The organism is Pediococcus sp. AC40, from assembly GCF_030252485.1.
GTDB lineage: Bacteria > Bacillota > Bacilli > Lactobacillales > Lactobacillaceae > Pediococcus > Pediococcus acidilactici.
Map to the genome: position 1 here is coordinate 1,018,732 of NZ_CP127012.1, position 26,664 is coordinate 1,045,395.

A 26,664-nucleotide genomic window follows, 5' to 3' on the forward strand; every position below is an offset into this window, starting at 1 on the left:
AGCCAAAACGCCAAAATAAAAACGATTCATGAAGCTTAACTTCATGAATCGTTTTTTATTTAGAGCCTTTTGTCACAACCTCTTTTATTATTTAACGTTCGTTAGTTACTGGAACTAACCGAGGCGCTCTCGGTAGAAGGCGAGGTAGCAGAAGAACTTGGTGTTTCACTGCTAGATGGTTCGCTAGAGCTAACTGAACTACTGGAAGATGATGACTCAGAACTTGAAGAGTCGTCATCTTTTTGACTTTGTTCGTCGTGATCGTCATCTTTATCCTCATCCGAAGAAGATGACTTGCTCGAACTGCTGGAGCTTGAAGAACTGCTAAAGATTGATGAGTAGGAGCGTTTATTATTTTTTGCATAATCATCGCTCTTACCGGTATCATCATAATCTGCCCCAATTTGATAGTATTCATTTTCACCTTTCTTACCAACTGAAGATGGCATACTCCAGTCCGCGTTAGATGAATACTGAGCCATGTAATAAATCATGTATTTCCACAGGTACTGTGCCAAGTTAGTTTGTTCTTGGGTTAAATAACCAGTGGTGGAGTTAGGATGATCAAATCCGGTCCAAACAGAAAGTGAGTAGTCTTTTGTATAACCCGTCATCCAGGAATCACTAGAAGCGTTACTTGGAATATCATATGCTTCAGTAGCTTTCTTAGAGTACGCTACGGTACCAGTTTTACTTGCCATGTTAATTCCTGGAAGGTTAGCTGCACGTCCAGAACCATTACTATCTGTGGTAACACCCTTTAAAATTGAAGTCATCAGGAAGGCGGTTGCTTTAGACATCGCTCGGCTACCTTTAGACTTGTATTTGTAAATCTTACCATCATTAGTAACTACTTTATGAATATAGGTTGGTTTGTGGTAAATTCCTCCGTTTGCAAATGCTGCGTATGCGGCCGCTTCTTGCAAAGTAGAAATATATAAACCGATCCCGTTGCTAAGGGTGTACCCATCTTTACTGGTAATTCCTAAGCCTTCCATAAAGTCGCTTGCCTTAGAAATGCCCACGTCTTGTAAGGTGCGAATAGCCGGAACGTTCCGTGATTGGATCAACGCATCCCGAACGGTCATCGTTCCCTTAAACTGGTGGTCAAAATCGTAAAGCTTAGTGTTTGTTCCCGGATAAGTAAACGGAATATCCTTAACTTTTCGATAAGTTGGCCACTTCAAGTATTCAAAGGCGGGGCCGTAATCCATCAAAGGTTTAGCAGTGGAACCGGAACTACGGTCAGTTTGTACCGCACGGTTTAAACCATAGGTGACGTCGCCGGTTTTCCGACCACCTAGCATTGCGACAATTTTACCAGTTTTGTTATCAACCATGGTGGCGCCGACTTGAATTTCGTCGTCATTAAAGTTAACGGTTTGATCATCGTTTGCTAGTTCATACAATTTCTTTTGGGCAGCGTAATCCATGTTGGTATAAACTTTCAAACCGCCCTTGGTAGTATCAAATCCCTTATCTTTAAGGTCAGTTAATACTTCTTTAACGTACGGGTCAATAATCTTGTTTTTCTTGGTAGATTCTGAAGTAGTTTCGTGTGTATCAGTTAATCCAGATTGAATACTTTCGTTTTCTGCTTGATCTGCTTGTTGTCGAGAGATTTCCTTATTCTTAACCATCGCTTCTAGAACGGTATCTCGACGTGACTTAGCATATTTAGGGTTGCTAATTGGATCATAGTTAGTAGGGGACTGTGGCATTCCGGCCAACAACGCTAACTGAGCTAAATCAAGCTTGTCCAGCGATTTACCAAAGTAGTATTTAGCGGCCGTTTCCATGCCATATACGCCGTTTCCCATGTATACCTTGTTAATGTAAAATTCTAAAATTTGATCCTTGCTGTACTTTTTGTCAACTTGCAAAGCTAACCAAGCTTCCTGAGCTTTAACCTTTAAGGTACGGTCGGAAGCATCCGTTGAGAAAACGGATAGTTTTACTAATTGTTGGGTAAGGGTACTAGCCCCTTGTAGTCCCAGGGAAGAGCCGGTAAAGTTGGCTAATGCGGCCCCAACGATTCGTACGGGGTCGATCCCATTATTTTTATAGAAGCGCCGGTCTTCAATGGAAACAATCGCGTGTTTTAAAGTCTTCGGGATCTCTTCTTTTTTAACATATTCCCGGTTCTGCGACCCTAGACGGGTTAACACCTTACCGTCTTTATCGTAAATAACGGTGGCATTGTCGCTAGATAATTGCGCTTCCGTAATCTTGGGCGCGCTTTGGGCGTAATACATAAATAAACCGCCGCCAAAAACAATTAACGCAACTAAAAAGCCAACCGCCGCTAATAAGAGCTTTTTAACCCATGAAGAAGGACCTCTCTTATTAGTATGAGAACGTTGCATTTGCGAATGTTGCGTTCGCCGCAGGGGCTGTTCATGATTATCATTTCTACTATTCATATCTAATCTCCTTGCTCTTTAAAAATCGATTCACTATATAATTTGATCTACTGCCTCAAGATATGGAATTAACGGGTTAATCTGGTAGTTAATTTCATAACCATTTTGTTCAAATACAGAAAGCGGAATCGATTTTCGACCACCATTTTTGATATTTTTCCAAAATTTGAATAAGTCTGTTGCCGGTAGTAAAAATATCTTATCCAATTTTACAAATTTTACTATGGTAAAGCAAACTCCACCAACTTTTTGGCATTGCTCCATATGGGTAATTTGATGTTCGTGAAAGTTACTTAATGGAAAAGAAGTCGTACTCGTAGTTTCCTTTGCATCAAAATCAATGTATTTACCCTTGTATACGCCGTTATAGTCAGTAGTGGAAGCTTTACTAAAATATGCTTCTTTAATTCGTGCTGCACTACGTTTAGGGTAGTCAACCTTTACAATTTGAATTGGGGTTGGCTTTTTATGCACTACGGCAATTCCACGAGATAAGTAGTAACGATTACTTTCGTTAAGCTCTTCTTCTAAAGACATTCCCCGTTTTCCGTAAATCGGCACGCTCGGTTTCTGTGGACGATCAACACTAGGGTGGTTATTAAGTGTTGATCCAGTTGGGTAGTTAAATTTCACGGCTCATCCTCCTGATAGCTTATTATACTATGCTAATAAGCTCTTTAAGATTACAAAAGACTTAAAAATAGGGGAACCACAAAACAATTTAGTTTTTCTGCGTACCTATAATGTAGTAAACTTCATTTACAAATGGTATGAAATGGGAGCGATAAAATGAGTCGGCTTTGGTTAACAGGTTACCGTAGTTATGAATTAGGGATTTTTTCGGATAGTGATCCCAAATTAAAAGTGATTAAGTTTGCCCTAAAAAATCGGTTGATTGAAAAAATTGAAACGGGAACGACTTGGGTGATTGCAGGACCGCAATTAGGAACTGAACAATGGGGATTGATGGTGGCGAATGAACTAAAAAAAGACTATCCCGAGCTACAAACAGCAATGATGGCACCGTTCGCGGATTTTGGTCAGCAATGGAAGTCAGAAAAACAAGAGCAATTGGCCGCTCTTAAAGCAAAGGTAGATTTTTACGGTCAGGTAAGTGATTTGCCATACAAAAATCCACAACAATTAAAAAATTATCAAAGTTTTATGTTAGAACATACCGACGAAGCACTTTTGTTATATGATAGTGAGCGGGAAGGAAAAACCAAATATGACTTAACGGCAATTCAAAGATATCAAAACCAAAATGCGTACGACCTTACCACCATCGATTTTTATGATTTAGAAGATGAAGCTAATGCATACGCAGAAAACCAGGAATAATTCTTTGAATTTCCAAGAAGTTTTGATACAATAGAATACAGTTATTTGATCAATAGTAATCAACGAGGTGCAGCGATGGACAACATTAATTTTACTCCAAAGGATATTTTGCAAAAAGAATTCAAACCGAAGATGCGGGGTTATGACCCAGCAGATGTCGATACTTTCTTAGATTCCGTAATTAAAGATTACGAAAACTTTGGGAAAGAAATCGAACGGCTTAAAGACGAAAATGAACGGTTATCAGATAAGGTTGACGAATTAGGTAAGCAAGTTTCCGCTGGTGCAACCGTTGAAGAATCAGCACCCGTTAGTGGAGCAACTAATGTGGATGTCTTGAAACGTTTATCCAATCTTGAACGTCGCGTATTTGGTGCTCAACTTGAAGATAACGGCAACGATTCGCATCGAATCTAAATTAAATATCATTTTGTAAATCTCGGGTAATTGCGGCTAACATCGGTTAGCTGAGGAAAGTCCATGCTCGCACAAGCTGCGATGCTTGTAGTGTTCGTGCCCGGTGAAAAAATAAGCTGGGGCATCTGATTTCAGATGACGGCAAGCCAACGAGCTAAAGCTTCGGCCATGCTCTAGTAGCTTTGAAAAGTGCCACAGAGACGATCTTATTAAGAAATTAATAAGTTGGAACGCGGTAAACCCCTCGAGCGGGAAACCCAAACTATGGTAGGGGAGCTTCACATCGTGGAAATGAACTAAGATGTGGGGGCAGATTTAAAATCTGCAGATAGATGATTACCCAAATTTAAATTTTTCCTGAGAATTTATTTTGGACAAAACATGGCTTATAGAGGTTTACAAATTCAGGGAGGCTAGGGTGAAAGTTTACTTTTATCCTAGCCTTTTATTTTACTAATAAACAATTCTAATAGGGAAGTTATTATGAAAAATTACAAATTATTGGCAACCATGGCAAGTGGTTTAGAAAGTTTGACTAAAAACGAATTAAAGGATTTAGGTTATGATGTCCAAACAGAAAATGGGCGAGTAAGGTTTGAAGGAACTTTTGAAGACGTTATTCGCACTAATTTATGGTTGCGGACTGCTGACCGAATCAAAATTATTGTGGGAGAGTTTAAAGCGGTCACTTTTGACGAGCTTTTCGAACAGGTTAAAGCATTACCGTGGGACGAGTTAATCCCGATTAACGGTGCTTTTCCAGTAAATGGTAAGTCTAAAAAATCCCAATTACATAGTGTGCCGGACGTCCAGGCAATTACCAAAAAGGCAATTGTTGAAAAACTTCGCGAGGTTTACCACTGGCGCAATCAACTACCGGAAACTGGGGCTAAGTATGGTTTAGAAGTCAGCATTGATAAAGATCACGTATTAATTACGCTGGATACTACCGGAGATAGTTTGTTTAAGCGGGGGTATCGTTTGTATAAAGGATCAGCCCCTCTTAAAGAAACCATGGCCGCGGCATTAGTAATGCTAACTAATTGGCACGCTGATAAACCACTAGTAGACCCATTTTGCGGGTCAGGAACGATTCCAATTGAAGCAGCCCTGATTGGACAAAATATCGCCCCTGGCTTTAACCGTAGCTTTGCTTGTGAAAGCTGGGAAATGGCTGACAAGGAATTAGTGGAACGGATCCGGGCCGAAGCAGACGAAAAAGCCGATTACGATGTCGAACTCGACATTACCGGTTATGATATTGACGGTAAAATGGTTGAGATAGCAAATAAAAATGCTGAAGAAGCTGGATTAGCCGGAATCATTAATTTTAAACAACAAGCCGTTAAGGACTTTAAAACGGAGCAAAAAAATGGGGTAATGATTGGAAATCCACCATATGGCCAACGGTTAAGCGACCAAAAAGCAGCCCGCGAAATTTATCGTCAATTAGGCACGGTAACTAAGCCACTAGTCACTTGGAGTAAATATTTCATCACTAGCGACCTCGATTTTGAAAAATACTACGGGCAATCAGCCACTAAAAAACGCAAATTATATAACGGAGCGTTACGAACGGATTATTTTCAATTTTGGGGTAAACGTGAAAGGTAGGTCTTACTGGTGAAAATTGCGGTAATTGGTAACGGGATTGTAGGAGCTACGTTTGTTAGCGAAATGCTAGAGCGTTTCCCGGAAAACCAAATTGTTCAATTTGATGGCATTAAAGGAACGGCAACTACCGCTTCTGCTGGAATTATAGCTCCCTGGTTATCAAAACGAAGAAATCAAAAATGGTATCACTTGGCTCGATTAGGTGCCGAATATTTAAATCAGCTCGCCCAAAAATACGAAATGCCAGCTGACGTTTATTATCAGAGCGGCGTCATTTATACTAGAGACCAAGCTGATAAGTTAAGTGAGTTGTACCAACTAGCCCAGACGCGGATTAAACAAGCGCCTCAAATGGGAGAATTTGAAATTGTCGACCATCAGACAATTCAAAAGGAATTTAATTTTATCCAAACCAAAAATGACGGACTTTACGTAAAGGGCGGCGCTCGAATTGATGGGCGCCAGTTCATTAATTTTTTACAAAAGCGTAATCAAGGTAAATTTGAGTTTCGCCATGATGTTGCCCAATTGAAACGAGAAGGTTCGCACGTGCTCGTTAATGGCGAACATTTTGATTTGGTTATTTTGGCTTGTGGGGCATGGTTAAAACAAACTTTGGCACCACTTGGGGTGGAAGCCTTGATTCGGCCACAAAAAGGGCAGTTAATTGAAGTTACTCTACCTGAGCACGCACGGATGGCTGACAAGGCACCCGTTCTAATGCCAGAAGGTGAACGGGATTTTATCCCCACTAATCAAGGAACCTTGCTGATTGGGGCTACGCACGAAAATGATCAAGGTTTTGATTTACAAGTTAGCTCCCAAATTGTGGAGGACTTATTAGCGAGCGGTCAACGAGTTATCCCCGGGCTTACTCAAGCAATGGTTAAAAGTGTTCGCGTAGGTACCCGAGCATATACAGCAGATTTCGCCCCATTTTTTGGTTATTTACCTGAATTTCCAGAAATTATGGTTGCATCCGGTCTAGGATCTTCTGGATTAACCACGGGACCAATCATTGGGAAGTTACTAGTAGACTTAGTTGCGGATCCTCAGCGCGACGTTACCTCTTTGACTAAGCCAGTCGGTGATTACGTTAAATTAGGAGGAATCTAATGAAAAAAGTAGAGAGTTTTTATTATCAACCTGATTTTTTAAACAACATCATTTCATGGTGTTGGACATTCTTGATTTTAATCGTTGGGGTCATTTTTTGGCTGGAAGTTACCACGTTTAATTGGATTACGGCAGTTTTCTTTGCACTGTTTGTAATGGTAATTAGTATTCAAACGGTAAGCCGAAGGGTCGAAGTAATTGGCTCGGAAGTTATTATCAATCGGGTGTTTAAAAGCAATTTTACCGTACTAAGCATCGCTAATATCGAAGACGTTACTCGCGGAAAAATCTCGATAAGTTTCCAATATGATCATAAAAGATATAAACTATTGATGAGGCGTCGCTCGGTAAATCGCCTTTATGAAATTCTTACAAAGGAGTAGATCATTATGAACGATATTGAGATTTCCCAAAATGCAGAAATGCTACCCATTCAAGAAATTGCCCAGCAGGCGGGATTTAATGAAAAAACCGTCGAACCATATGGGCGTTACAAGGCAAAGATTGATATTTTTGCTGAAGACGAAGAAGCTGCTCAATTAGGTAAACTAGTTTTGGTTACTTCAATTAATCCTACCCCGGCTGGAGAGGGTAAGTCGACGGTCACGGTGGGGCTTGGCGACGCTTTAAATGAAATGACTGGTTCTGCAATGGTAGCGCTAAGAGAGCCCTCACAAGGCCCTGTAATGGGCATGAAGGGCGGTGCTACTGGTGGAGGCTATTCACAAGTAGTCCCAATGGATGAAATTAACTTGCATTTTACCGGCGATATGCACGCATTGACCGCTGCTAATAATACATTGGCAGCCTTGATTGATAACCATATTCAGCAGGGAAATCAACTCAATATCGATCCGCGAACCATTGTTTGGCGGCGGTGCTTAGATATTAACGATCGGGCGCTTCGAAACATCGTGATTGGCATGGGCGGTCGCTTTAGTGGGGTGCCGCGGGAAGATCACTTTGACATCACCGTTGCAAGTGAATTAATGGCGATTTTGTGTTTGGCAGAAAGCTTGGCGGACCTTAAAAAGCGGATTAACCGAATTTTAATTGCTAAAAATTATGCTGGAGAACCAATTTTTGTCCGTGATCTAAAGGTCGGCGGTGCGATTACCGCCCTCTTAAAAGATGCTTTAAAGCCTAACCTTGTCCAAACATTAGGTCATACTCCAGCATTAATTCATGGTGGTCCATTTGCTAATATTGCACATGGCTGTAACAGTGTTTTAGCAACTAAAACGGCGCTAAAACACGCTGACTACACAATTACGGAAGCCGGTTTTGGAGCAGACTTGGGTGCTGAAAAATTTTTGGACATTAAGTCTCCCGTTTTAGGTAAAGAACCTGACGCGATCGTCATTGTGGCTACCGTACGGGCGTTGAAGTACAACGGAGGCGCTAAGCTAGCTGACTTGCAAAACGAAGACCTTGTCGCCTTGGAAAAGGGTTTTGTAAACTTACAAAGACACATTAAAAATATGCAACGTTACCAAGTGCCAGTAGTGGTTTCGATAAACCATTTTACTTCTGACACTGATCAAGAAATTGCCGAACTCAAGCAATTAGTAGAACAGACTGGCGTACAAGCAGTAGTTACTGATGCTTGGGCGAAGGGCGGTGCTGGCTGTAAAGAGTTGGCCCAGGCCGTGATTACAGCTACCGACACAAATTCAGATGTTACGATGCAACCGTTGTATGATGTGGCAGCTCCTATTCAAGATAAAGTTAAAGCGATTGTGCAAAAAATGTACGGGGGCGCTGAAGTTCAATATTCAGCAACGGCTTTGAAGAAAATTAAAGAATGTGAGCAAAATGGTTGGGATAAATTGCCAATTTGCATGGCTAAGACCCAATATTCCTTCACCGACGACCCTAAACAATTAGGGGCACCGACAGGATTCACTATGCACGTTAATGACATTAACATTCGCTTAGGGGCTGGATTCTTAGTTGTACTAACTGGCAAAGTATTAACCATGCCTGGACTACCTAAGCAACCGGCTGCATTAAATATTGACGTTAATGATAAAGGAGAAATCACTGGATTATTTTAGTGATTAGAAGTTATGAAATACACTGCTTATATTTTTGGGCTAATTCTATTAATAGCTGATCAAGCATTTAAATTTTTTATTAGCCACACGATTCCCTTAGGTGCAGTACGGCCATTAATTCCAGGTGCACTGTCGTTAACTAATTTACGTAATGACGGGGCAGCCTGGAGTATTTTGGCAGGAAGCCAACTTTTATTTACTCTAATCACAATCGTTGCGCTCTTTGTTTTGGGCTATTTATTAATTACGCAGCATAACCACGTTTGGTATCGTTGGGGCTTGAGCCTAATGATTAGTGGCACGCTGGGTAATTTTATTGACCGCATTCGGTTAAAGTACGTGGTGGATATGTTTCAAGTGGATTGGTTTAATTTTCCAATCTTTAACATTGCCGATAGTTGCTTAACCATCGGAGTGCTCATTTTAATGATTGCGATTATGCGAGATAACCGAATTGAAGGATAAGGGGATTTTATGAAAGAAATTAATTTTACGATTGAAGAATCTGCAAAGGGGCGTTTGGATAAGGTGATTGCGGAAAACGTCGCTGATCTAACCCGTTCTCAAGTGCAAAGCTTGATTAAAAAAGGGCAGATTCTGGTAAACGGCGTGCCTACTACCAATCGTTATCAAGTTAAACCGAACGATCAAGTTATAATTAAGCTACCAGATCCGGTAGCAATTGACGTTCAGCCCGAAAAAATGGATTTAGATATTGTATATGAAGATGACGACGTGATTGTTGTTAATAAGCCCCAGGGTATGGTTGTCCATCCTGCTCCCGGGCACGATCATGGAACTTTGGTGAACGGACTACTGGCCCACACGCCTTTGGCAACGATTAATGGGGAGTTGCGCCCTGGAATTGTGCATCGAATTGACAAGGATACTTCCGGATTGCTTATGGTTGCTAAAAACGACCAAACTTTAGTAAGCTTGAGCAAACAGTTAAAGGACAAAACTAACCAACGTAAGTATTGGGCAATCGTTCATGGTAATATCAAAGAAGATACTGGTACGATTAATGCACCAATTGGTCGTTCTAAAAAAGATCGCAAAAAAATGGCCATCAACGAGGAAGGTCGCCCGGCGGTCACACATTTTAAAGTTTTAGAACGGTTTGGCGAATATACCCTCATAGAATGCCAGCTAGAAACCGGACGAACCCATCAAATTCGGGTGCACCTTAAGTACATTGGTCATCCCGTAGCGGGAGATCCGTTATACGGTCCCCGAAAGACCTTGAAGGGAAACGGCCAGTTTTTACATGCTAAATTACTAGGGTTTAAACACCCGCGGACTGGCGAAGAAATGGTGTTTGAAGTTGATCCACCAGCTATTTTCCAGGCCACTTTAAAAAAATTACGAGCCATTAGTGACTAAGAAATTTTTGCACAAGGTTGAAAAAGATTTAGATAACGTAAGTATGGCGTTGATATTAAAACTACGGAGGAGCTGACATTATGGAAAAAGAAATTATGGATGCAATGGCGATGAAACGGGCGTTGACTCGCATTACATATGAAATCATCGAACGGAATAAGGGCGTTGAAGATATTGTTTTAATTGGCATTAAAACTCGGGGAGTGTACATTGCTAAACGAATTGCTGAACGCCTGAAACAATTAGAGAATATTGATATTCCAGTTGGCGAGTTAGATATTGCGGAGTATCGCGACGATCAACGCGATGGGGCAGGCAAGCGGCCTACCAAAACTAATGCTAACCTATCTAAAATTGACTTGAAAGACAAGAAGGTTATCTTGATCGACGACGTATTGTATACTGGGAGAACGATTCGGGCGGCAATGGATGCCATTATGGACATTAACCGGCCAGCGCAAATCAGTTTAGCTGTTTTGGTCGACCGCGGACACCGTGAATTACCAATTCGAGCAGATTTCGTCGGGAAAAACATTCCTACTGCCCAGAATGAAAAAATAAACGTCTCCGTTCGTGAAATCGACGATGAAGACGTTGTGTTATTAACGAATTAAAGGTGCATTAAATTGTGGAGGTGGCATTATGGCAGACCGTTACTTGATTTTAGAAGATGGTTCTGTTTTTAAAGGCAAAGCATTTGGCTCACGAGCAACCACCTTTGGCGAAGTTGTTTTTAATACCGTAATGACCGGCTATCAGCAGGTGATTACTAATCAAATTTACCATAATCAAATTATTGTTTTTTCTCAACCAACCATTGGTGCGGTCGGTATTGACCGCTCGAGTTATGAATCTGTTGACCCAACTTGTAAGGGAGTGATTGTCCGTGATGTCGCCGACGTTTCCATTAACCGGCGTCGGCGCCTTTCGCTGGACGAATATTTAAAGCGACAAAACATTCCGGGAATTTCTGGAATTGATACCCGTGCATTAATTAAAAAACTACGCACCAACGGTAAAATGAAGGGAAGCATTATCGATCCGGTTAAGGATTTAGAACATGCATTTGACCAACTCCGGGCGATTGTCTTGACTAATCAACAGGTAAACCAAGTTTCAACCCCTAAACCATTCCCTAATCCAGGAAATGGTAAAAATGTGGTGGTAATTGATTTAGGACTAAAATATGGTATTTTACGGCAGTTAAACCAACGAGATTGCAACGTTACGGTTTTAACTTATTCAGCAACTGCCGATACTATTTTTAGCCTTGATCCGGACGGTGTGATTATTTCCACGGGTCCCGGGAATCCCAATGATTTACCAGCGGAAGTTATCGAAATGATTCAAACCGTACAGCGCAATAATATTCCTTTATTTGCGATTGGGTTGGGGCATGAAGCATTTGCAATTGCAAATGGTTGCCAAATTAGTGAACTAACCTCTGAGCATCACGGCGCTAATCATCCAATTTTATCGGTAATTACCGACGAAATAATGTACGCATCACATGGTCAGGGATACACGGTAGACCCAGCAACCGTGAACCGCAAGGATTTAATTGTTACGCATTATGATATGATTGATCACTCAATTCAAGGTTTACGGCACCGGGACTTCCCCGCATTTAGCGTCCAATTTTTCCCTGATAGTTCACCAGGACCTCGCGAAGCAACCGAAATGTTTGATGAATTTATGGAAATGATGACGACAAGAGGGGGCCGTTAAGTTGGCTAGATTTCACGCAAGAAACGTTTTAATTATTGGTAACGGACCAACGCAAATTGGTCGCGATACGGAAAGCGAAGCAGCAGCCGCACAAATTGTTGAGATTTTTGCGCAAAAGGGGCGTAATTTATTTTACGTAACCAACGATGCTAACTCCGTAATCCCGCAACTAGACGTGCCAATTAACTTTATCGTCACCGAATTAACGGTGAACAATTTAATCCAGATTCTTCGAGAACATGAAATCGACGTAATCTTGCCGGTAGTAGGTAATACTGGCGGGCTACAGTTAGCGGAGCAGTTAAATGAATCTGGGATCCTAAAAGAGCTTAATATTCGGACAATGGGCGTCACGACCACTACGATCCACAACATCAATAATCCTGAATTGATGAATAAAGTCCTGCGACATATTAAGGAACCAATTATTCCGACGACGGTAGTGGAAAACGAAAAAAACGCGGTTATGTTTGCTAAGCGAGTGGGGTTCCCGGTATTAATCAAACCGATTGCTTCCTTAACTAAGACAAACCGAATTAAATGCGATAACGAACACCAGTTACAAGAAGTGTTAGAGACGGCCTTCAAGGTCTCGACAACTAACCAAGTTGCCGTAGAAAAGAGCGTAGTGGGCTATAAAGAGATTGAGATGACCGTGATTAGAGACGCAGAAGGTTCGAAGCTACTTATTAATGGTGCCGAAGACCTTAACCCAATCGGTGTTCATTCGGGTGATTCGATTATCTTTAGTCCAACGCAAACGTTGACCGATACAGAATTTCAAGAATTGCGGGCTTCGGCATTAAAAATTACCGAAGTTTTGAAGATTAAGGGCGTTTGTCATGTCCAATACGCACTTGACCCGACGAACGGCAAGTACTTCGTAACACGAATCAATCCGTTCTTTGACCGGACTACGGCTTTTGCAGCGCGAGCAACTGGTTATCCCGTTGCTACAGTAGTGGCCGAGATCTTATTAGGAAAGAACCTTCGCGAAATTGAGCTAACCGGAGTGCAAAAACACGACGCCTTGGCATTAATTGAGCCTACGTTAGATCATATTGCGGTACGCTTTCCGACATGGTCGTTTGCTAGCTTTAAGAATGCGGATCAAGAGTTAAATACGAAAATGAAATCAACGGGAGCAGTAATGTCTTTCGGACGGAGCGCGGAAGAAGCTCTTCAAAAGGCGATTCGCTCAGTAGATTCGACGACAGCTGCGGAACAAGCGGCCCTGGACGAATCCCAATTGAGCGAGGCGCAACTGATTAACGTCTTGATCCACGAGCGGGCGGGCGAAGTTTACTATTTACTAGAGGCTTTACGACGAGGTTATACAGTTGACGAGCTTGCTGAAATGACGCACATTGACGCTTTTTATTTCTACAAATTACGGCATTTAATTAAAGTTGAAAACCGTCTAAAGGCCCACCATTTTGATGCCGAGGCTTTACGAGAAGCGAAATACTTTGGATTTGGAGACACACAAATTGCCCACCTCTGGCGCACCACTCCTAGTGCAGTACGTAAATTTCGGACGGAAACGGCTAAAGTATTTCCGACCTACAAGGGCGTTGAGCCTACCGCTGGGGAATTTCCATACCTCACCAACACCTATTATTCAACTTTTGAAGATGAAGACGAGGCTGTGCAGATTTCCGGTAAAAAGGTGTTAGTTTTAGGCACGGCAAACAGCCAGGTGGGAACGAATAGTGCTGCAGAGTATACCACTTTTCAAACCTTACGGCGGTGTAAGGCTTTAGGGTACAAAGTGATTTTAATTAACAATAACCCTAACGCAATTACTTTTAACCAGCAATTAGCGGACAAAGTCTATTTAGAGCCCTTAACCGTGGAAAATTGTTTGAATATTATCCAACGTGAAAAGCCTGATAAAGTGCTGGCTCAAGGAAAATGGCAAATTGTTACACAGTTAACCGAACAAAACATTGAAATTGCGCAAATCCCTCTAAGCCGAACGACGCGGTCAGAAAACATCGGAGCTGATTACATGGCGGTAATTAGTAAGATAAATGGTCAAACCCATCTATTTGGCATTATCGGGGTAGATCAGAATAGACTGTTTAGTTTTGCTGAGAACTCAGTCGTGGATCAACAGTTAGATACCTCGGCAATTGATGAGGAAGCTAATCAAATTGAACATGACGGAATCTTTTCGGTAATGTTGAAAAAAGAAGCTTCCGCGTTGAAGGTGATTAGCTGTGTACCGGTGGCAATCCAGGATTTACCATTCTTATCCCTTGCATTTAACCAAGATTTTGCAGGAATGATTACTGAAATTACGCTTACCGGAACGTTCCAAATTGAAGAACACCCGGTTCGGATGGCTAGGTATCACTACGAACATGTTTATCCGTATAAGCAATTTGGGTTAACGCAACCACAAAGGGCGCCATACTCCTTAGCAATTGGTGCCAAACTAGAACAAGCTGACTCATAGTTTTAAGATTAGAGCATAAAAAAACTGTCATTATAAAGTCAATTATGAATACACCTGAGAACTTAACTTCTAAGTGTGTTCCGTTATCTGACTTAATATGACAGTTTTTTTGAATTAGTTAGTTATTTTTTCTGCATCAATTTTTGAACGACCGTAATCTGTGGGGTAACTTTTAAAGTACGTTGCCCTTCGTAAATCACAAATCCCGGTTTAGCACCATTCGGTTTACGGATATTCTTTACTGGTACGTAATCAACAGGTACGTTAGCTGAATTCTTTCCCTTTGAATAATATGCTGCAATTGTAGCTGCTTCAATCAGGGTTTGTTCTGACGGCTGGCTACTTTCTATGATAACGTGTGAACCAGGAATATCTTTAGCATGTAGCCAATAGTAATCTTTTTTAGCGGTCTTCAATGTTAAACGATCGTTTTGGGCATCATTTTTTCCCACCAAAATAGGGGTTTGATCGCTGGAAATAAACTGCTCCGGCTTACTAATAACGTTTTTGACACGTTTTTTAGGATTCCTTTGCTTACGAAGGTAACCTTCATTTTCCAACTCGATTTTAATTTCGGCCAAATCTTCTGGTTTAGCCAAATCAATTTGAGTTTCAATATTGTCCAGAAAAGCAATTTCACTTTCGGTCTGCGCAATCTGTTCGCTAACGTACTTGACGGCATTTTTTTCCTTTTGGTACTTTTTAAAATACTTTTGTGCGTTCTGCGACGGTGATAATTGGTTTGATAGTTTGATCGTAATTGGTTGATTCTGATCATAAAAGTTGGGTAATTCAACGGAAGTCATTCCACGCTTGATCTGGCTTAAATACGTGGTTAATACCTCTCCTTTAATCCGGTAGCTATCAGCATACTGGGTTTGAGCCATTGTATTTTGCAATTTTTTTAGCTTTTTACGATTTTTCTTTAATTCATTACGCACTACCCGAATTAATTGATGTCCCCGTTGCTGAACCCGATCCCGTTGGACTTTCTCAAAATAGTATTGATCCAGCATTTCAGAAAGGCTATTAAAGGCTTGCAAATTTGGTTGATCCGCAGTTAACGTAGGCTGGATTGCTGAATAGGTTAACTTTTTAGCTTGAGACTCGTAAATAAATCCTTTTGGGCCCGTATTGAAGCAATCTAAGAACTCGTGGACAACCGTTGCGGGAGTTTGTCCATTAATTAAGCGATAAGCTAATTCAAGGGCATTTTCTTTGCCAAAACCTTGAAATGTGGCTTGAATTTGCTTAGCTAAAACTTCATAATTTGGGTAATCCCGAAGCAAATTGTCCCAGGTTTGCTGGTTAGAGTCAGTAAAGGGGTTCAATAATTCTTGAGCGGGTGGGGTAATGTATTGTGCGCCCGGAACTAACATCCGATATCGGTTTTGATCAGCAGAAATGTGTTTGATCGTGTCGATAATTTTTTGCGAGCTGCCTAAGTACAAAATAACGTTACTACGCCGACCCATAATCTCAACTGATAGGATTACGTCTTCTTCGTCACCAATATCGTTGCGGTGTGAAAAATAGAAGTTAATAATACGGTCATTATCCAGTTGCTTAACCGACTTTAAAATAGCGCCCTCAAGGTGTTTCCGTAAGCTCATTACAAAATTGCTAGGAGTAGCGGGGTTGGATAGGGCTTGGTTAGTAACTTGAACACGTGCATAATTAGGGTGCGAGGAAATTAGTAAAGGAACGTTTTTCCGATTTGCTCGGATAGTGAGTACTAATTCACTTTGGTAAGGTTGGTAAATTTTAGCTACGCGGCCACTTTCAAGACTGCGTAACTCGTTAACCATGGCGTGGGTAAATAAACCATCAAAGGCCATGTAATCAGTCCCTTCTAATAATTAATTACTAATTTCAAGTATACCGTTTATAGATTTTAGTTGCAAAGAATTGCTTATTTGCATTATACAACTATTTTAGTTGTATAATGCAATACGAAGGAGAGGATCATTTATGCAAGCCAGTTTAACTGCCTTAGAGCAAATTGCTCATATTCGTAATAACTACTTAAAAAAATATTGTCATGAAATGACGGGGACCGTTGCAGATTGGAAGATGGTGAATTACGTTAACGATGCTAGACTAACGACCTTAAATTTAGTGGAACTAAGCGGCTTAGATAAATCAACCGTTAGTCGTCAATTAAAACATGCTATCCAGCATAATTTTTTGCAAAAACAAAGTAATGAAATCGACCAACGTAAAAGTACTTTTACGATTACCGATAAAGGCGATACCTTAAGAACTTACGTTAACCAAAAAATGGCTGAGTTTGACCGGCATCTTTTTGATAACTGGAGTGAAGAGGAATCCGCCATGTTTCAAATCTTAATTAATCGCGTATTAAAAAACGCTTTAAAATAGGGCTGTCGTGTCAAGTTATGGGAGCATTCAATAAAGAATTATGGTATAGTGATTGTTATGGATTTTAAATGAAGTAGGTGTACTAATGAAAACAGCTATTGTTACTGATAGTACTTGTTATTTAACGGATAAAGAAATTGAAGAAAATAATATCACGGTTGTTCCAATTCCAGTAATTATCGACGGAAAAAGTTATAAAGAAGGCGTTGATATTACTACCGAAGAATTTTACGAACGCCTGCGTACGTCGCAATCATTTCCTAGCACATCACAGCCTCCACTAGGAGAAATGATTGAACTTTACCAAGATTTAGCTAAACAGGGTTATGAAAATATCATCAGTATCCACTTAGCTAGTACGATTTCAGGTTTAGTGGCGAGCTTAAAGAGTCTAGAAGGGACCATTGACGGAGTTAACCTAGTAGTTTATGATTCTCAACTAACGATTCGCTTAATGGGAGTACTTGCGCTTGAAGCTGCGCGTATGGCAAAAGAAGATGCCGATATCAACGACATCATTGCGCGACTCGACTTTTTACGTTCGACATTTGACGAGTATTTTGTTGTGGATGATCTACAAAACCTTGTCCGCGGGGGCCGTCTATCTAACGCTTCTGCTTTCGTGGGAAGCTTATTAAAGATTAAGCCGATTTTAACTTTCAACGACAAGCACGAAATTGTCGCTTTCGAAAAGGTTCGGTCGCGTAAAAAGGCAATGGCACGGGTTGAAAAACTCTTTGCGGAGGCCTACAAATCAGTAGATTATCCTCTGCGAGCCGTAGTCATTCATGCCAATGATGAAAAGAGCGCGATTAAATGGCGGGAGAGCCTAAAAGAAAAGTATCCTAGCTTACCAATTGATATATCTTACTTTGGTCCCGTAATCGGAACCCATTTAGGTGAGAAAGCAATTGCTTTGGCTTGGTTAATTGATTACACAAAAAAATAAACGAATTACAGTTGGCTGCCAAGAGCTGCCAGAAGTAATCCGCCTAGTAAACTCGCGAGTGCGTAAAGCACCGCGAGTTTTTTTGTATTTGGTTGTTTGAATAGGGTGACTACCTCATTTGCAAACGTTGAGAAGGTTGAAAAACCTCCAAGGACACCGCTAGTTAGCAAAATTTGGGTAAGGGGGCTGGTAATTACACTAGTTAAATAACCAATCAAAAAACAAGCTAGCATGTTAATTAAAAAGGTTGACCAAGGGAAGCTTTCAGAAAGGGCCTGCCGATTAATGAAGGTGGTTGCCCAAAAACGAAAAAGGGCGCCTAGAGCACTTCCAAGGCTCACAATTAATAAACTCATTACTCCCATTCCTTTCGATAATGATGCAAAATCTGTTTGCCGCCAATTTGGCCCGCATAGGCGCAAAGTACTCCTAGAAGAAGGGAAAGTATCATAAAGCTACCACCGTTAATCCATTGCAAATGTACCAGCAGTTTATCTGAGGATAGAATAAATGTTGAAAAGGTAGTAAAGCCGCCCATTAATCCCGTCGTAAGCCCCACGTTAATAAAATCAGAAGTTTCTAACGCAGTTAATAGGCCCCCTGTTAGAATACCTAGAAGAAAAGACCCCAGGAGGTTAATGATTATTAAATCTAATGGAAAAGCAGTGGCACCGTGATGGAAAAATGACTGTAATAGCAGTCGCAAAGCACCGCCAATTGCTCCAAACAGAGCAACACTAACACTTTTTTTAAACAAATTAATTCAATCCCTTTCAATTGAAAATAAGCAACATTAAATAAAATATCATAAAATAAGCGTTCATCATAGCAGGAAAGTAAGATTTCAGTATGATTACAATTAAGCCCTAGTGTCAACCTCAAAGGTTCAACTATGCTAAACTACTTTAGTAAGCTTAAATTTAAAGGGGTTACTTTGCATGTCAACAATTGAATTTCTTCATAGTATTGTGTGGATTTTGGTCGGAATGATTTGCGCGTATGGATTAACAATTGACCAGTTTCAACAAACATTAATCGCGCAGTACAGTTCACGGGTATTATATATATTTGTTATTCTTACGGGACTGTTTAATGTAGTTCACACAGTTGCCATGTCGCCATTATTAGTTTGGATACAGTTTATTTTAGAAATTATTACCATCGGATTATTTGACTTTTTGCTGACGTACAAACGCAATAAACGTGGCTTTAAAAGCAATTTTGTGATCCTGCTTATCTTTGCATTTGCAATTACATCGCTACTTGCGGTAGTGATTCAGTATTTTTATGGCTAGTCGAATCGTAAAAGATGAGCATCTTATAAAAATACCTTGTTGTGTGTTAACTTTAGTAAAGCCAAAACGTGCACTTAAAGTCAGCTGAGCTGGTTGCACTTAACTCGAAAGCGACCATTATGCCAAATTCTGGTATAATGGTCGCTTTTTGTTAATGCTCACAAGCTACCTAACTTTTTAAATTTAGTTTTAACGAATGATTAGGTCGGATTCAATGGCAATTTGACGAACGTCCCCAGAGATTGCTAAACGTCCCGCAGCTTGTCCTAATTGACGAAGATGGTGGTCAATAGTGGGAATTTTTAATAATTTCCCGGATATTTGATTTTCTTGGCCCATCATTTTCGGTAATTTCAATTGATTATCTATGTAATACTGGTAGACTCCAGCAATCACGTCATCGATGTTGCCAAAGATAAAATCTGGGTGGATTTGAGCGATCCGGGAAGCAGCTTGGTAAGCAACTGGATGACTATCAACTCCCTCAAAAATCAACTGGTCGTCTGGAAAAGTTTCGAAAACGTCTCGATAGGCTTGCAAAGTTACCTTACTAGTTGCACTAAGTTGGTAGGGCCGGCTTAAAGTAATGGCAATCTTAGAATACCGGTTTTTTTTAATCCAATTAAAAGCAGCCACGTAAGTCTTTTTTCGTAAAACATACGCCGCTGCAATTGGCGTAACCCCGGGGTCTTCACAGCAGATTACCGGACCGTATTTTTGATAGGCAGCTAAACGTGCCAATGGTAGCTTGTGTGAAGTAAAGATGAGCGCATCAAAAGCTTTGCGATGCAATTTTTCTAAGTATTTTTCTTCCAGTTGCTCATCGTAACGCGATTCTAGCACAGAAACGTGATAGTCCGCAGCAAAGGCGGTATCCATAATTCCGTTAATTAATTCAGTAAAGAACGGGTGCTGCATTTGTGGGATTACGATACCGATCGTGTTAGATTTACCCTTACTTAAATCGCGAGCAAGCGCGTTGGGTACGTAATCTAGTTCGTCGATGACTTGTTGGATAGCTTGCTTCGCCGATTGGGATACGTAACCAGTCTGATTGAGAAAGCGGGAAACAGTAGATGCCGAATACCCAGATTTTTTAGCAATGTCTCTAATGTTGGTCATGTAATCCATCTCCTAATCCTGATAAGTCTATTTTAATATATGAAACGCGTTTCATAACAAATTAGGTAAAAGGGAACCCGTTCCAGTTGACAAAATAAAGTACTTCACTTGATGTGAAACCGATTTCCCCCTTTAAACTTCAAGGTAAAGGGGGAGATTTATATGTATACGTATTTTGAAGTAATCGCTGGTACTCATAGTCAAATGTATTATGCTAACCTTAAATGCCATAATGGATATTTGGTTATTTCCAGCACTAGTAAGTTTAATTGTTCAATAAAGCTCAGCGATATTATTTACGTAACCCAAAGTGATTTTCTAGGTACTAAAGTATATTCCTTTAATTACCAGGGCGCGCAGCTGAAATTTTTCGAAAATGGGTTAGGGATCGGCGAATATTTACGAAACCAATTTAAAGATGTCTTAGTTAAGCTTTAAAGTTAATACGCTTAAAAGGCTACAAAATGTATCCTGACAATTGTTTTTTTGTTCAAAAAAACTTATCATCATTTTAGGTACATCAATGTGCAATTTGAATGAAAGGTGATGAGATGACTATGAACAAAAAATTTAAGTTCAAAATGCCATCCGCGTATACCGTTTTAGTATTTATTATCATTATGATCGGTATTTTAACGTGGTTCATTCCAAGCGGTCACTACGCAATGGACAAAGCGGGGCGGATTATTGCTGGAACTTACCAGCAGACGGGATATCGTCCCCAAGGCATTTGGGATATTTGTATGGCCCCAATCATTGGAATGATCGGGAACAAGTACACAGACGGTGCCATTTCAATTTCCTTATTCATCCTGGTAATTGGGGGATTTTTAGGAGTGGTTAATAAAACCGAAGCCTTAGATAAGGGGATTAATCAAATCGTCTATAAGCTACAAGGGCGTGAAAAAGCACTCATTATTATTTTAATGATTTTATTTTCCCTTGGGGGCACAACTTTTGGAATGGGGGAAGAAACCATCGCGTTTTATCCCTTACTAATTCCAGTAATGATGAAAGTAGGCTTTGATTCCCTTACTGCAGTTGGGATTGCGTTAATTGGTACGCAAATTGGATGCTTAGCTTCCACGGTTAATCCGTTTGCTACCGGAGTTGCTTCCCAAACGATTAATATCTCGATGGGAGACGGATTATTTTCTCGGATTCTCTTGCTAGTTCTATTCGACGTTATTAGTATTACGTTCGTTTATCGCTATGCTACTAAGATTAAAAAGGATCCTACTAAATCTCTGGTTTATGGTCAACGCGAGGCCGATCAGAAGCGCTTTTTACAAGGATTTGATGAGAATCAGGCTGCTGAAACTGAAAAGTTAACTAAGGCGCAAAAACGGGTGCTTTTCATCTTCTGTTTAACTTTCGTACTCATGATTATTGCTTTGATTCCGTGGAGTTCAATTAACCCAAACTTTACTTTTTGGGACCAGTCGGTTAAGTGGCTAACTGGAATTCCATTCCTTGGCAAGTTACTTGGAACGGATATTGTACCGTTTGGTAGCTGGTACTTTAATGAAATTACCATGCTTTTCATCGTAATGTCGGTTGTGATTATGTTTGTAACCCACATGAAGGAAAGTGAATTTATTGAAGCCTTTATGAATGGAATGAGCGAGCTATTAAGCGTAGCAATCATTGTCGCCGTTGCTCGGGGGATCCAAGTAATTATGAATGATGCTGCAATTACAGATACCGTTCTTCACTGGGGTGAAATGGGGCTCAAGTCGTTACCAAAGACTGTTTTCATTATCTTGACATACTTGTTCTACATTCCAATGTCGTTCCTAATCCCATCTACTTCTGGATTAGCATCGGCAACAATGGGAATCTTAGGTCCAATGGCGAACTTTGCTCACGTTGCAGAAAGCACCGTAGTAACTGCATTTCAAGCTGCGTCAGGCTGGGTAAACTTGATTACGCCAACCTCTGGGATCGTGGTCGGTGCGTTAGGAATTGCGCATGTTAACATTACCGTTTGGTGGAAATGGATGGCTAAATTGATGGTCGTTTTATTGATTGCCACGTGCGTATATTTAGCAGTACTTGCAATTATCTAAAGTTTCCTAATTAAATAAAAACACGTACTTTGTCAGCGAATTAAATTCAACGTTGTAAGTGCGTGTTTTTTATATGCTACTTAAAAATGATTGTATAGCATTAAGAAACTACATAGCAGAACGTTAACCGCCAATTTAACCGTTGTAAACAGCTTAGCTTGGTATAACTTGGTACAGATAAAGAATGCAAAGCTATCTGATCTGGGACAAGTCAAATGTCTATGAATCCTGGTGAAAGGAAGAGTGGGGACCATTAAAGTGCAGATGAATTGCTACTGAATTAGTTTTCTTTTTCTAGTTTACATAATATATATTATTGAAAGTAACGTACAACTTTAATAATGGTCTGATTTTATAAGTAATCTAAAAAATCCATGATTACTACAAAATTTAATAAAGTACAAATAAATACTCTTCTTGTAATAATCATGGTTTTTTTGAGCTGCTACTACGCTTAAACTATTTGGTTAGTACGATGCCTGCTAATAAGTGTTATCTGTATAGTAAGTTGTGTCTAGTCCCGCAGTATTATACGTGGTGCTGTTAGGATTGCTAAAGAAATCAGTGTTCAATTCGTTGAGCTTAGTTTCTGTATTGTGCAATTTCTTAGATGTTAATCCAAGATTTTTGCGCAACTGGTCTGACGCGCTTTGTAGACTAGCAGTATCGATTACTTGATAAGAACTTCCGTTGATCCAAGCTTCTCGGCCAACGAGTTGTTTTGTCACGACGTGCTTAGTACATTGATGGTAATGACTAATTAATTTTTCGATTTGCTGCGTAGTTAAGTCGGTACTAATATGCGAGCCTAATTTGTTCATCAAAGTTGGTATCCTAAACATATATTGTGGAGACTGCAATTTGTGGACGATCTGCATTAAAACTTCTTGTTGTCGTAATTGTCGTCCGTAGTCCCCACGCGGATCCTGATAACGCATCCTGGTGTAAGCTAAAGCTTTTTCACCATTCAGATGATGGGTACCCTTTGGAATTGTTTGACCATCAAAGCTAACCACAATGTCAGTTTTGACGGTCACCCCGCCCACAAAGTCGACTAACTCTTTTAAAGCGCCCATATCAATGGTTACACTGTAATCAAGTGGCATACCTAAAAAAGCGCTCACAGTTTTCTTAGCAACTGGTGCTTTACCAATTTCATAAGCAGCGTTGATTTTCTGAACGTCTTTTTTAGCATGGTTGGTCTTAATTTCGGCCAAAGAATCTCGTGGGACCGAATAAAGCAGCGTCTGCTTAGTGCGTGGGTTTAGCGTCGCGACCATCATCGAATCGGATAATCCTCTATCAATCCGGCCGTCAGAGCCCGTGTCAACGCCTAATAGTAGAACCGAGAACGGTTTTTGCTGATTAATTTTATTAGATACCGAAGAAGTACTAGTTTTTATCGTCTTAAACGCTTTATACTCGTAAAACTTAAAAACTAGTACTCCAATCACCGAAAGCACTAACACTATTGTTGCTACATATCCAAATACTTTTTTCGCTCTCATAATACAGTTCCTCCAATCTTAAAACCCTTTAATTCAGCTGTAAATATAAAATTACCTGCGCTATATTTAAAAGTCCTATACAATCAATTTTATTTAGTATCGTCCCGGTTATTATTCATATTTTGATGGGCCAAAATTTGTTAAATGAAGCCCTTGTAACGACGAATATAGGTTGATTTAACGATCGTGGCAAGCGCAAGATAGCTAAAGATTGTTACTACTAACCAAATCCAATAGCTGCCTGGTACAGCGGTCAAGCCTAAACTTTTGCCAATCGGAGTAAATGGAATAACGGTGCCGATGACAATACTCAAACTCGTGATTATCGTTAGGACGGCTGAGGCACTACTTTGAATAAACGGAATTTTGTCGGTTCTTAGCGCGTGTAAAACCATGGTTTGGGACCATAGTGACTCAATAAACCAGCCGCTTTGAAAAAGCGCGATGAAATACATTTGATTTGGATGGGTCAAATGTATAAAATCACCGCCCACAATCGCGGGACAGATAACGAAAAACATTAGTAAATAGGTGGTGATGTCAAAGATAGAACTAGTTGGGCCAAACCAAACCATGAATTTGCTGATACTGTTAACTTGCCATTTTTTATGCCTTTCTAAATAGTCTTTGTCCATCGTGTCCCAAGGAATGGACATACAAGAAAGGTCATAAATGAAGTTTAATAAAAGGATCTGAAGGGGGAGCATTGGCAAAAATGGCAGGAAGATGCTTGCAATTAATACGGAAAACATATTTCCAAAATTAGAGCTCGCGGTTGCTTTAATATACTTCATGATATTGCCAAATACTTCCCGGCCAATTAATATTCCATGCTTCAAAATAACTAAGTCGCTTTCCGTTAAAATTACGTCAGCAGTTTCTTTTACTACGTCTACGGCCGAATTAACGGATATTCCAACATCAGCCGCTTTAATTGCTGGAACGTCATTAATTCCATCGCCTAAAAAGCCCACGGTGTGTTTATTTTTTCTTAACGCCTTTATGATTCTTCGCTTGTTTTGCGGGGTTAGTTTTATAAAAACATTATTTTGGGTGACCACCGGACCTAGTTCCTGGTCGGTTAAATGATCAATATTTTCACCGCTTACTATACCAGTTACCCTTAAGCCGACTTGTTGACAGATTGCTTTAGTCACAATTGCATTATCCCCCGTCAAAACTTTGATGGTAATCCCCTTTGACTTCAAGGCTGATAGGGCCTGCTTAGCAGTCGGTTTAGGAAAATCTAAGAACGATAGAATTCCGATAAAGCTGAGGTTGGTTTCATCTTCAACAGAACAAGTGTTCGGGGCAGTCGCTAAGCGCTTATGAGCAACCGCCACCACCCGTAAACCAGCTTGGTTTAACTGGCTAACTTGCCTTAAAATTTCGTGCTTGATTTCTATTGTTAGCGGGATCAAGCTACCTGCAGAGTAAACCGTATTAGTGATTTCAAGCATCTCTTCTACCGCACCTTTGGTAATTAGCTCGTAATGGCGCTGGGATTGATCTTTAAGAATAACGGTCATTCGCCGACGCTCAAAGTCGAAAGGAATTTCATCAACCTTTTGGTAATTAGCTGCTTGAGCTTTAACTTCCGGTTTAGCTGCGTCGATAACGGCCTGATCCAACGGATTATTAAAACCAGTTTGGTAACGACTGTTTAAATACGCCCATTTTAAAGTTTCTTCGTCCGTCGTCCCCTTCCAATTTAAATAACGGTTTAAGGAAAATTGATTTTGGGTTAACGTACCCGTCTTGTCCGTGCATAAAACGTCAATCGCTCCTAAATTTTGAATTGCTTTTAAATTTTTAATGATCGTTCCACCCTTGGCCATTTTAGTTGCTCCCTTAACTAAATTAGTAGTAACGATCATCGGTAGCATTTCGGGGGTGAGACCGACCGCTACTGAAAGACCAAATAACAACGCTTCTAGCCAATCCCCTTTGGTTAAACCGTTAATTAGGAAAATAACGGTAGTCATTATTACGGTGAATTTTATAAAAAGGTACGAAGTTTTTCGAATTCCTAGATCAAAGTTAGTTTCGGTCGGCGTAATTGATGCCGAATGGGCAATTCCACCGAATAAAGTTTGGTTTCCAGTCGCTATTACCACTCCTTCAGCTTGCCCGTTAGTGACGTAACTTCCCATAAATAGTAAGTTTTCGTAGTCCGTTTCGCTTTTAACGGTCTTCTTAGATTGCAAATGGTTCTTTTCCACTGGATAGCTTTCGCCGGTGAGTGATGCTTCAGAAACCAATAAATCTTTTGACTTAATTAATCGAATGTCAGCAGGTACCATGTCTCCTACGGAAAGCTGTACTATATCCCCACAAACCACGTGATCTACTGGGATTTTTTGGATTCCGTTCGCCCTTTTGACTGTGGTGACAGATTTAATCATGGTTTTTAATTGTTCTACGGCTTTTGTAGACCGAAGTGACTGTATAAGGGTCATCGTTCCGCTTATAATTACCATTCCAAAAATTATTCCACTGCCCAGATAGTTACGTTCCCCAGGCGGAGCTAAAACCACGTCGGTAATGAAGGACACTAAGCCAATGCAAATTAAAACAATCGTAAACGGCGTAATGTATGCTCCTAAGATCGCACTGATAATTGATTTTTTCGCATTATCTGTTAGCTTATTAGGGCCAAACTTATTTCGCATTTTTTGAACCTGGGTTTGCCTAAGGCCCGTCGTCGTGATATTAAAATCTTTAAATAACTCACGAATACTTGCCTTAGCAAATTTTTCGTAATTTGGTTTTAAATTTGTCTTACCTACATTTTTCATT

The 26,664-nt window shown here is 40.3% G+C and carries 24 protein-coding genes and 1 other RNA gene; 17 read left to right on the forward strand and 8 right to left on the reverse strand.

The annotated features are described in order from the left end of the window. Nucleotides 1–101 precede the first annotated feature (101 nt). A complete protein-coding gene (locus tag NL111_RS04930) occupies nucleotides 102–2,423 on the reverse strand; it encodes a PBP1A family penicillin-binding protein (RefSeq protein ID WP_159214044.1) in 2,322 nt (773 codons plus the stop codon). Between the two features lie 33 nt (nucleotides 2,424–2,456). After that, nucleotides 2,457–3,056: a Holliday junction resolvase RecU gene (gene recU / locus NL111_RS04935; protein WP_285109963.1), complete on the reverse strand. Its 600-nt coding sequence runs from the start codon at nucleotides 3,054–3,056 to the stop codon at nucleotides 2,457–2,459. A gap of 156 nt (nucleotides 3,057–3,212) precedes the next feature. Between recU and NL111_RS04940 the strand changes: the two genes are divergently transcribed. The 12 genes from NL111_RS04940 to NL111_RS04995 all read left to right on the forward strand — a co-directional run bounded on the left by NL111_RS04940 (nucleotide 3,213) and on the right by NL111_RS04995 (nucleotide 14,540). Next, complete coding sequence (locus NL111_RS04940; protein ID WP_002831616.1) at nucleotides 3,213–3,764, forward strand: SLOG family protein; 552 nt, start codon at nucleotides 3,213–3,215, stop codon at nucleotides 3,762–3,764. 75 nt (nucleotides 3,765–3,839) lie between these two features. Then, complete coding sequence (gene gpsB, locus NL111_RS04945; protein ID WP_002831618.1) at nucleotides 3,840–4,181, forward strand: cell division regulator GpsB; 342 nt, start codon at nucleotides 3,840–3,842, stop codon at nucleotides 4,179–4,181. Between the two features lie 18 nt (nucleotides 4,182–4,199). Then, an RNA gene (gene rnpB / locus NL111_RS04950) (RNase P RNA component class B) lies at nucleotides 4,200–4,575 on the forward strand. A gap of 89 nt (nucleotides 4,576–4,664) precedes the next feature. Further along, a complete protein-coding gene (locus tag NL111_RS04955) occupies nucleotides 4,665–5,795 on the forward strand; it encodes a THUMP domain-containing class I SAM-dependent RNA methyltransferase (RefSeq protein WP_220444127.1) in 1,131 nt (376 codons plus the stop codon). A gap of 9 nt (nucleotides 5,796–5,804) precedes the next feature. Then, nucleotides 5,805–6,911 (forward strand): NAD(P)/FAD-dependent oxidoreductase, encoded by a 1,107-nt coding sequence (locus tag NL111_RS04960; RefSeq protein WP_004165843.1) that lies wholly within the window; start codon nucleotides 5,805–5,807, stop codon nucleotides 6,909–6,911. Continuing rightward, nucleotides 6,911–7,294, forward strand: coding sequence for an EbsA family protein (locus NL111_RS04965; protein WP_008840924.1), 384 nt, complete (start codon nucleotides 6,911–6,913; stop codon nucleotides 7,292–7,294). Before NL111_RS04960 ends, NL111_RS04965 begins: the two co-directional genes overlap by 1 nt. A gap of 6 nt (nucleotides 7,295–7,300) precedes the next feature. Next, the gene (locus NL111_RS04970) at nucleotides 7,301–8,968 is read left to right on the forward strand and encodes a formate--tetrahydrofolate ligase (RefSeq protein WP_285109964.1); all 1,668 of its coding nucleotides are present in this window, start codon (nucleotides 7,301–7,303) and stop codon (nucleotides 8,966–8,968) included. A gap of 12 nt (nucleotides 8,969–8,980) precedes the next feature. After that, on the forward strand, nucleotides 8,981–9,433 hold the full coding sequence (lspA, locus tag NL111_RS04975; protein ID WP_002831627.1) for a signal peptidase II: 453 nt from the start codon (nucleotides 8,981–8,983) through the stop codon (nucleotides 9,431–9,433). A gap of 9 nt (nucleotides 9,434–9,442) precedes the next feature. Then, nucleotides 9,443–10,351: an RluA family pseudouridine synthase gene (locus NL111_RS04980; RefSeq protein WP_285109965.1), complete on the forward strand. Its 909-nt coding sequence runs from the start codon at nucleotides 9,443–9,445 to the stop codon at nucleotides 10,349–10,351. Nucleotides 10,352–10,431: 80 nt separating this feature from the next. Continuing rightward, entirely contained in the window at nucleotides 10,432–10,965 is a 534-nt protein-coding gene (gene pyrR, locus NL111_RS04985) for a bifunctional pyr operon transcriptional regulator/uracil phosphoribosyltransferase PyrR (protein ID WP_002831630.1), read from the forward strand. 28 nt (nucleotides 10,966–10,993) lie between these two features. After that, nucleotides 10,994–12,079 (forward strand): carbamoyl phosphate synthase small subunit, encoded by a 1,086-nt coding sequence (locus NL111_RS04990; RefSeq protein WP_002831632.1) that lies wholly within the window; start codon nucleotides 10,994–10,996, stop codon nucleotides 12,077–12,079. 1 nt (nucleotide 12,080) lies between these two features. Next, entirely contained in the window at nucleotides 12,081–14,540 is a 2,460-nt protein-coding gene (locus NL111_RS04995; RefSeq protein ID WP_119178882.1) for an ATP-binding protein, read from the forward strand. A 122-nt stretch (nucleotides 14,541–14,662) separates the two neighbouring features. Here the strand turns inward: NL111_RS04995 and NL111_RS05000 are convergent, their stop codons facing one another. After that, the gene (locus NL111_RS05000) at nucleotides 14,663–16,378 is read right to left on the reverse strand and encodes an Rqc2 family fibronectin-binding protein (RefSeq protein ID WP_159215857.1); all 1,716 of its coding nucleotides are present in this window, start codon (nucleotides 16,376–16,378) and stop codon (nucleotides 14,663–14,665) included. A 133-nt stretch (nucleotides 16,379–16,511) separates the two neighbouring features. Here NL111_RS05000 and NL111_RS05005 point away from each other — a divergent pair, with 133 nt between their 5' ends. Both NL111_RS05005 and NL111_RS05010 read left to right on the forward strand, forming a co-directional pair. Then, entirely contained in the window at nucleotides 16,512–16,922 is a 411-nt protein-coding gene (locus tag NL111_RS05005) for a MarR family winged helix-turn-helix transcriptional regulator (protein ID WP_002831635.1), read from the forward strand. An 85-nt stretch (nucleotides 16,923–17,007) separates the two neighbouring features. Further along, nucleotides 17,008–17,871 (forward strand): DegV family protein, encoded by an 864-nt coding sequence (locus NL111_RS05010; RefSeq protein ID WP_004165850.1) that lies wholly within the window; start codon nucleotides 17,008–17,010, stop codon nucleotides 17,869–17,871. 5 nt (nucleotides 17,872–17,876) lie between these two features. Here NL111_RS05010 and crcB read toward each other — a convergent pair whose 3' ends face one another. Beyond that, nucleotides 17,877–18,227, reverse strand: coding sequence for a fluoride efflux transporter CrcB (gene crcB / locus NL111_RS05015; protein WP_005916895.1), 351 nt, complete (start codon nucleotides 18,225–18,227; stop codon nucleotides 17,877–17,879). Continuing rightward, nucleotides 18,227–18,628, reverse strand: coding sequence for a FluC/FEX family fluoride channel (locus NL111_RS05020; RefSeq protein WP_002831638.1), 402 nt, complete (start codon nucleotides 18,626–18,628; stop codon nucleotides 18,227–18,229). Before NL111_RS05020 ends, crcB begins: the two co-directional genes overlap by 1 nt. A gap of 181 nt (nucleotides 18,629–18,809) precedes the next feature. Between NL111_RS05020 and NL111_RS05025 the strand changes: the two genes are divergently transcribed. Continuing rightward, complete coding sequence (locus NL111_RS05025; protein ID WP_002831639.1) at nucleotides 18,810–19,166, forward strand: DUF1516 family protein; 357 nt, start codon at nucleotides 18,810–18,812, stop codon at nucleotides 19,164–19,166. A gap of 189 nt (nucleotides 19,167–19,355) precedes the next feature. On the opposite strand, the gene NL111_RS05030 is transcribed toward NL111_RS05025, so the two are convergent. Beyond that, on the reverse strand, nucleotides 19,356–20,288 hold the full coding sequence (locus NL111_RS05030) for a LacI family DNA-binding transcriptional regulator (protein WP_004165123.1): 933 nt from the start codon (nucleotides 20,286–20,288) through the stop codon (nucleotides 19,356–19,358). A gap of 162 nt (nucleotides 20,289–20,450) precedes the next feature. On the opposite strand from NL111_RS05030, the gene NL111_RS05035 reads away from it, so the two are divergent. Both NL111_RS05035 and NL111_RS05040 read left to right on the forward strand, forming a co-directional pair. Continuing rightward, nucleotides 20,451–20,726: a hypothetical protein gene (locus NL111_RS05035; protein WP_002831640.1), complete on the forward strand. Its 276-nt coding sequence runs from the start codon at nucleotides 20,451–20,453 to the stop codon at nucleotides 20,724–20,726. A gap of 119 nt (nucleotides 20,727–20,845) precedes the next feature. Next, nucleotides 20,846–22,357 carry a YfcC family protein gene (locus tag NL111_RS05040; protein ID WP_002831641.1) on the forward strand — a complete coding sequence of 504 codons (1,512 nt, stop codon included), beginning with the start codon at nucleotides 20,846–20,848 and terminating at the stop codon, nucleotides 22,355–22,357. A 482-nt stretch (nucleotides 22,358–22,839) separates the two neighbouring features. On the opposite strand, the gene NL111_RS05045 is transcribed toward NL111_RS05040, so the two are convergent. Both NL111_RS05045 and mgtA read right to left on the reverse strand, forming a co-directional pair. Further along, a complete protein-coding gene (locus NL111_RS05045; protein WP_063504317.1) occupies nucleotides 22,840–23,865 on the reverse strand; it encodes an LCP family protein in 1,026 nt (341 codons plus the stop codon). Nucleotides 23,866–24,005: 140 nt separating this feature from the next. Continuing rightward, entirely contained in the window at nucleotides 24,006–26,663 is a 2,658-nt protein-coding gene (gene mgtA, locus NL111_RS05050) for a magnesium-translocating P-type ATPase (RefSeq protein ID WP_285109968.1), read from the reverse strand. Nucleotide 26,664: the final 1 nt, after the last annotated feature.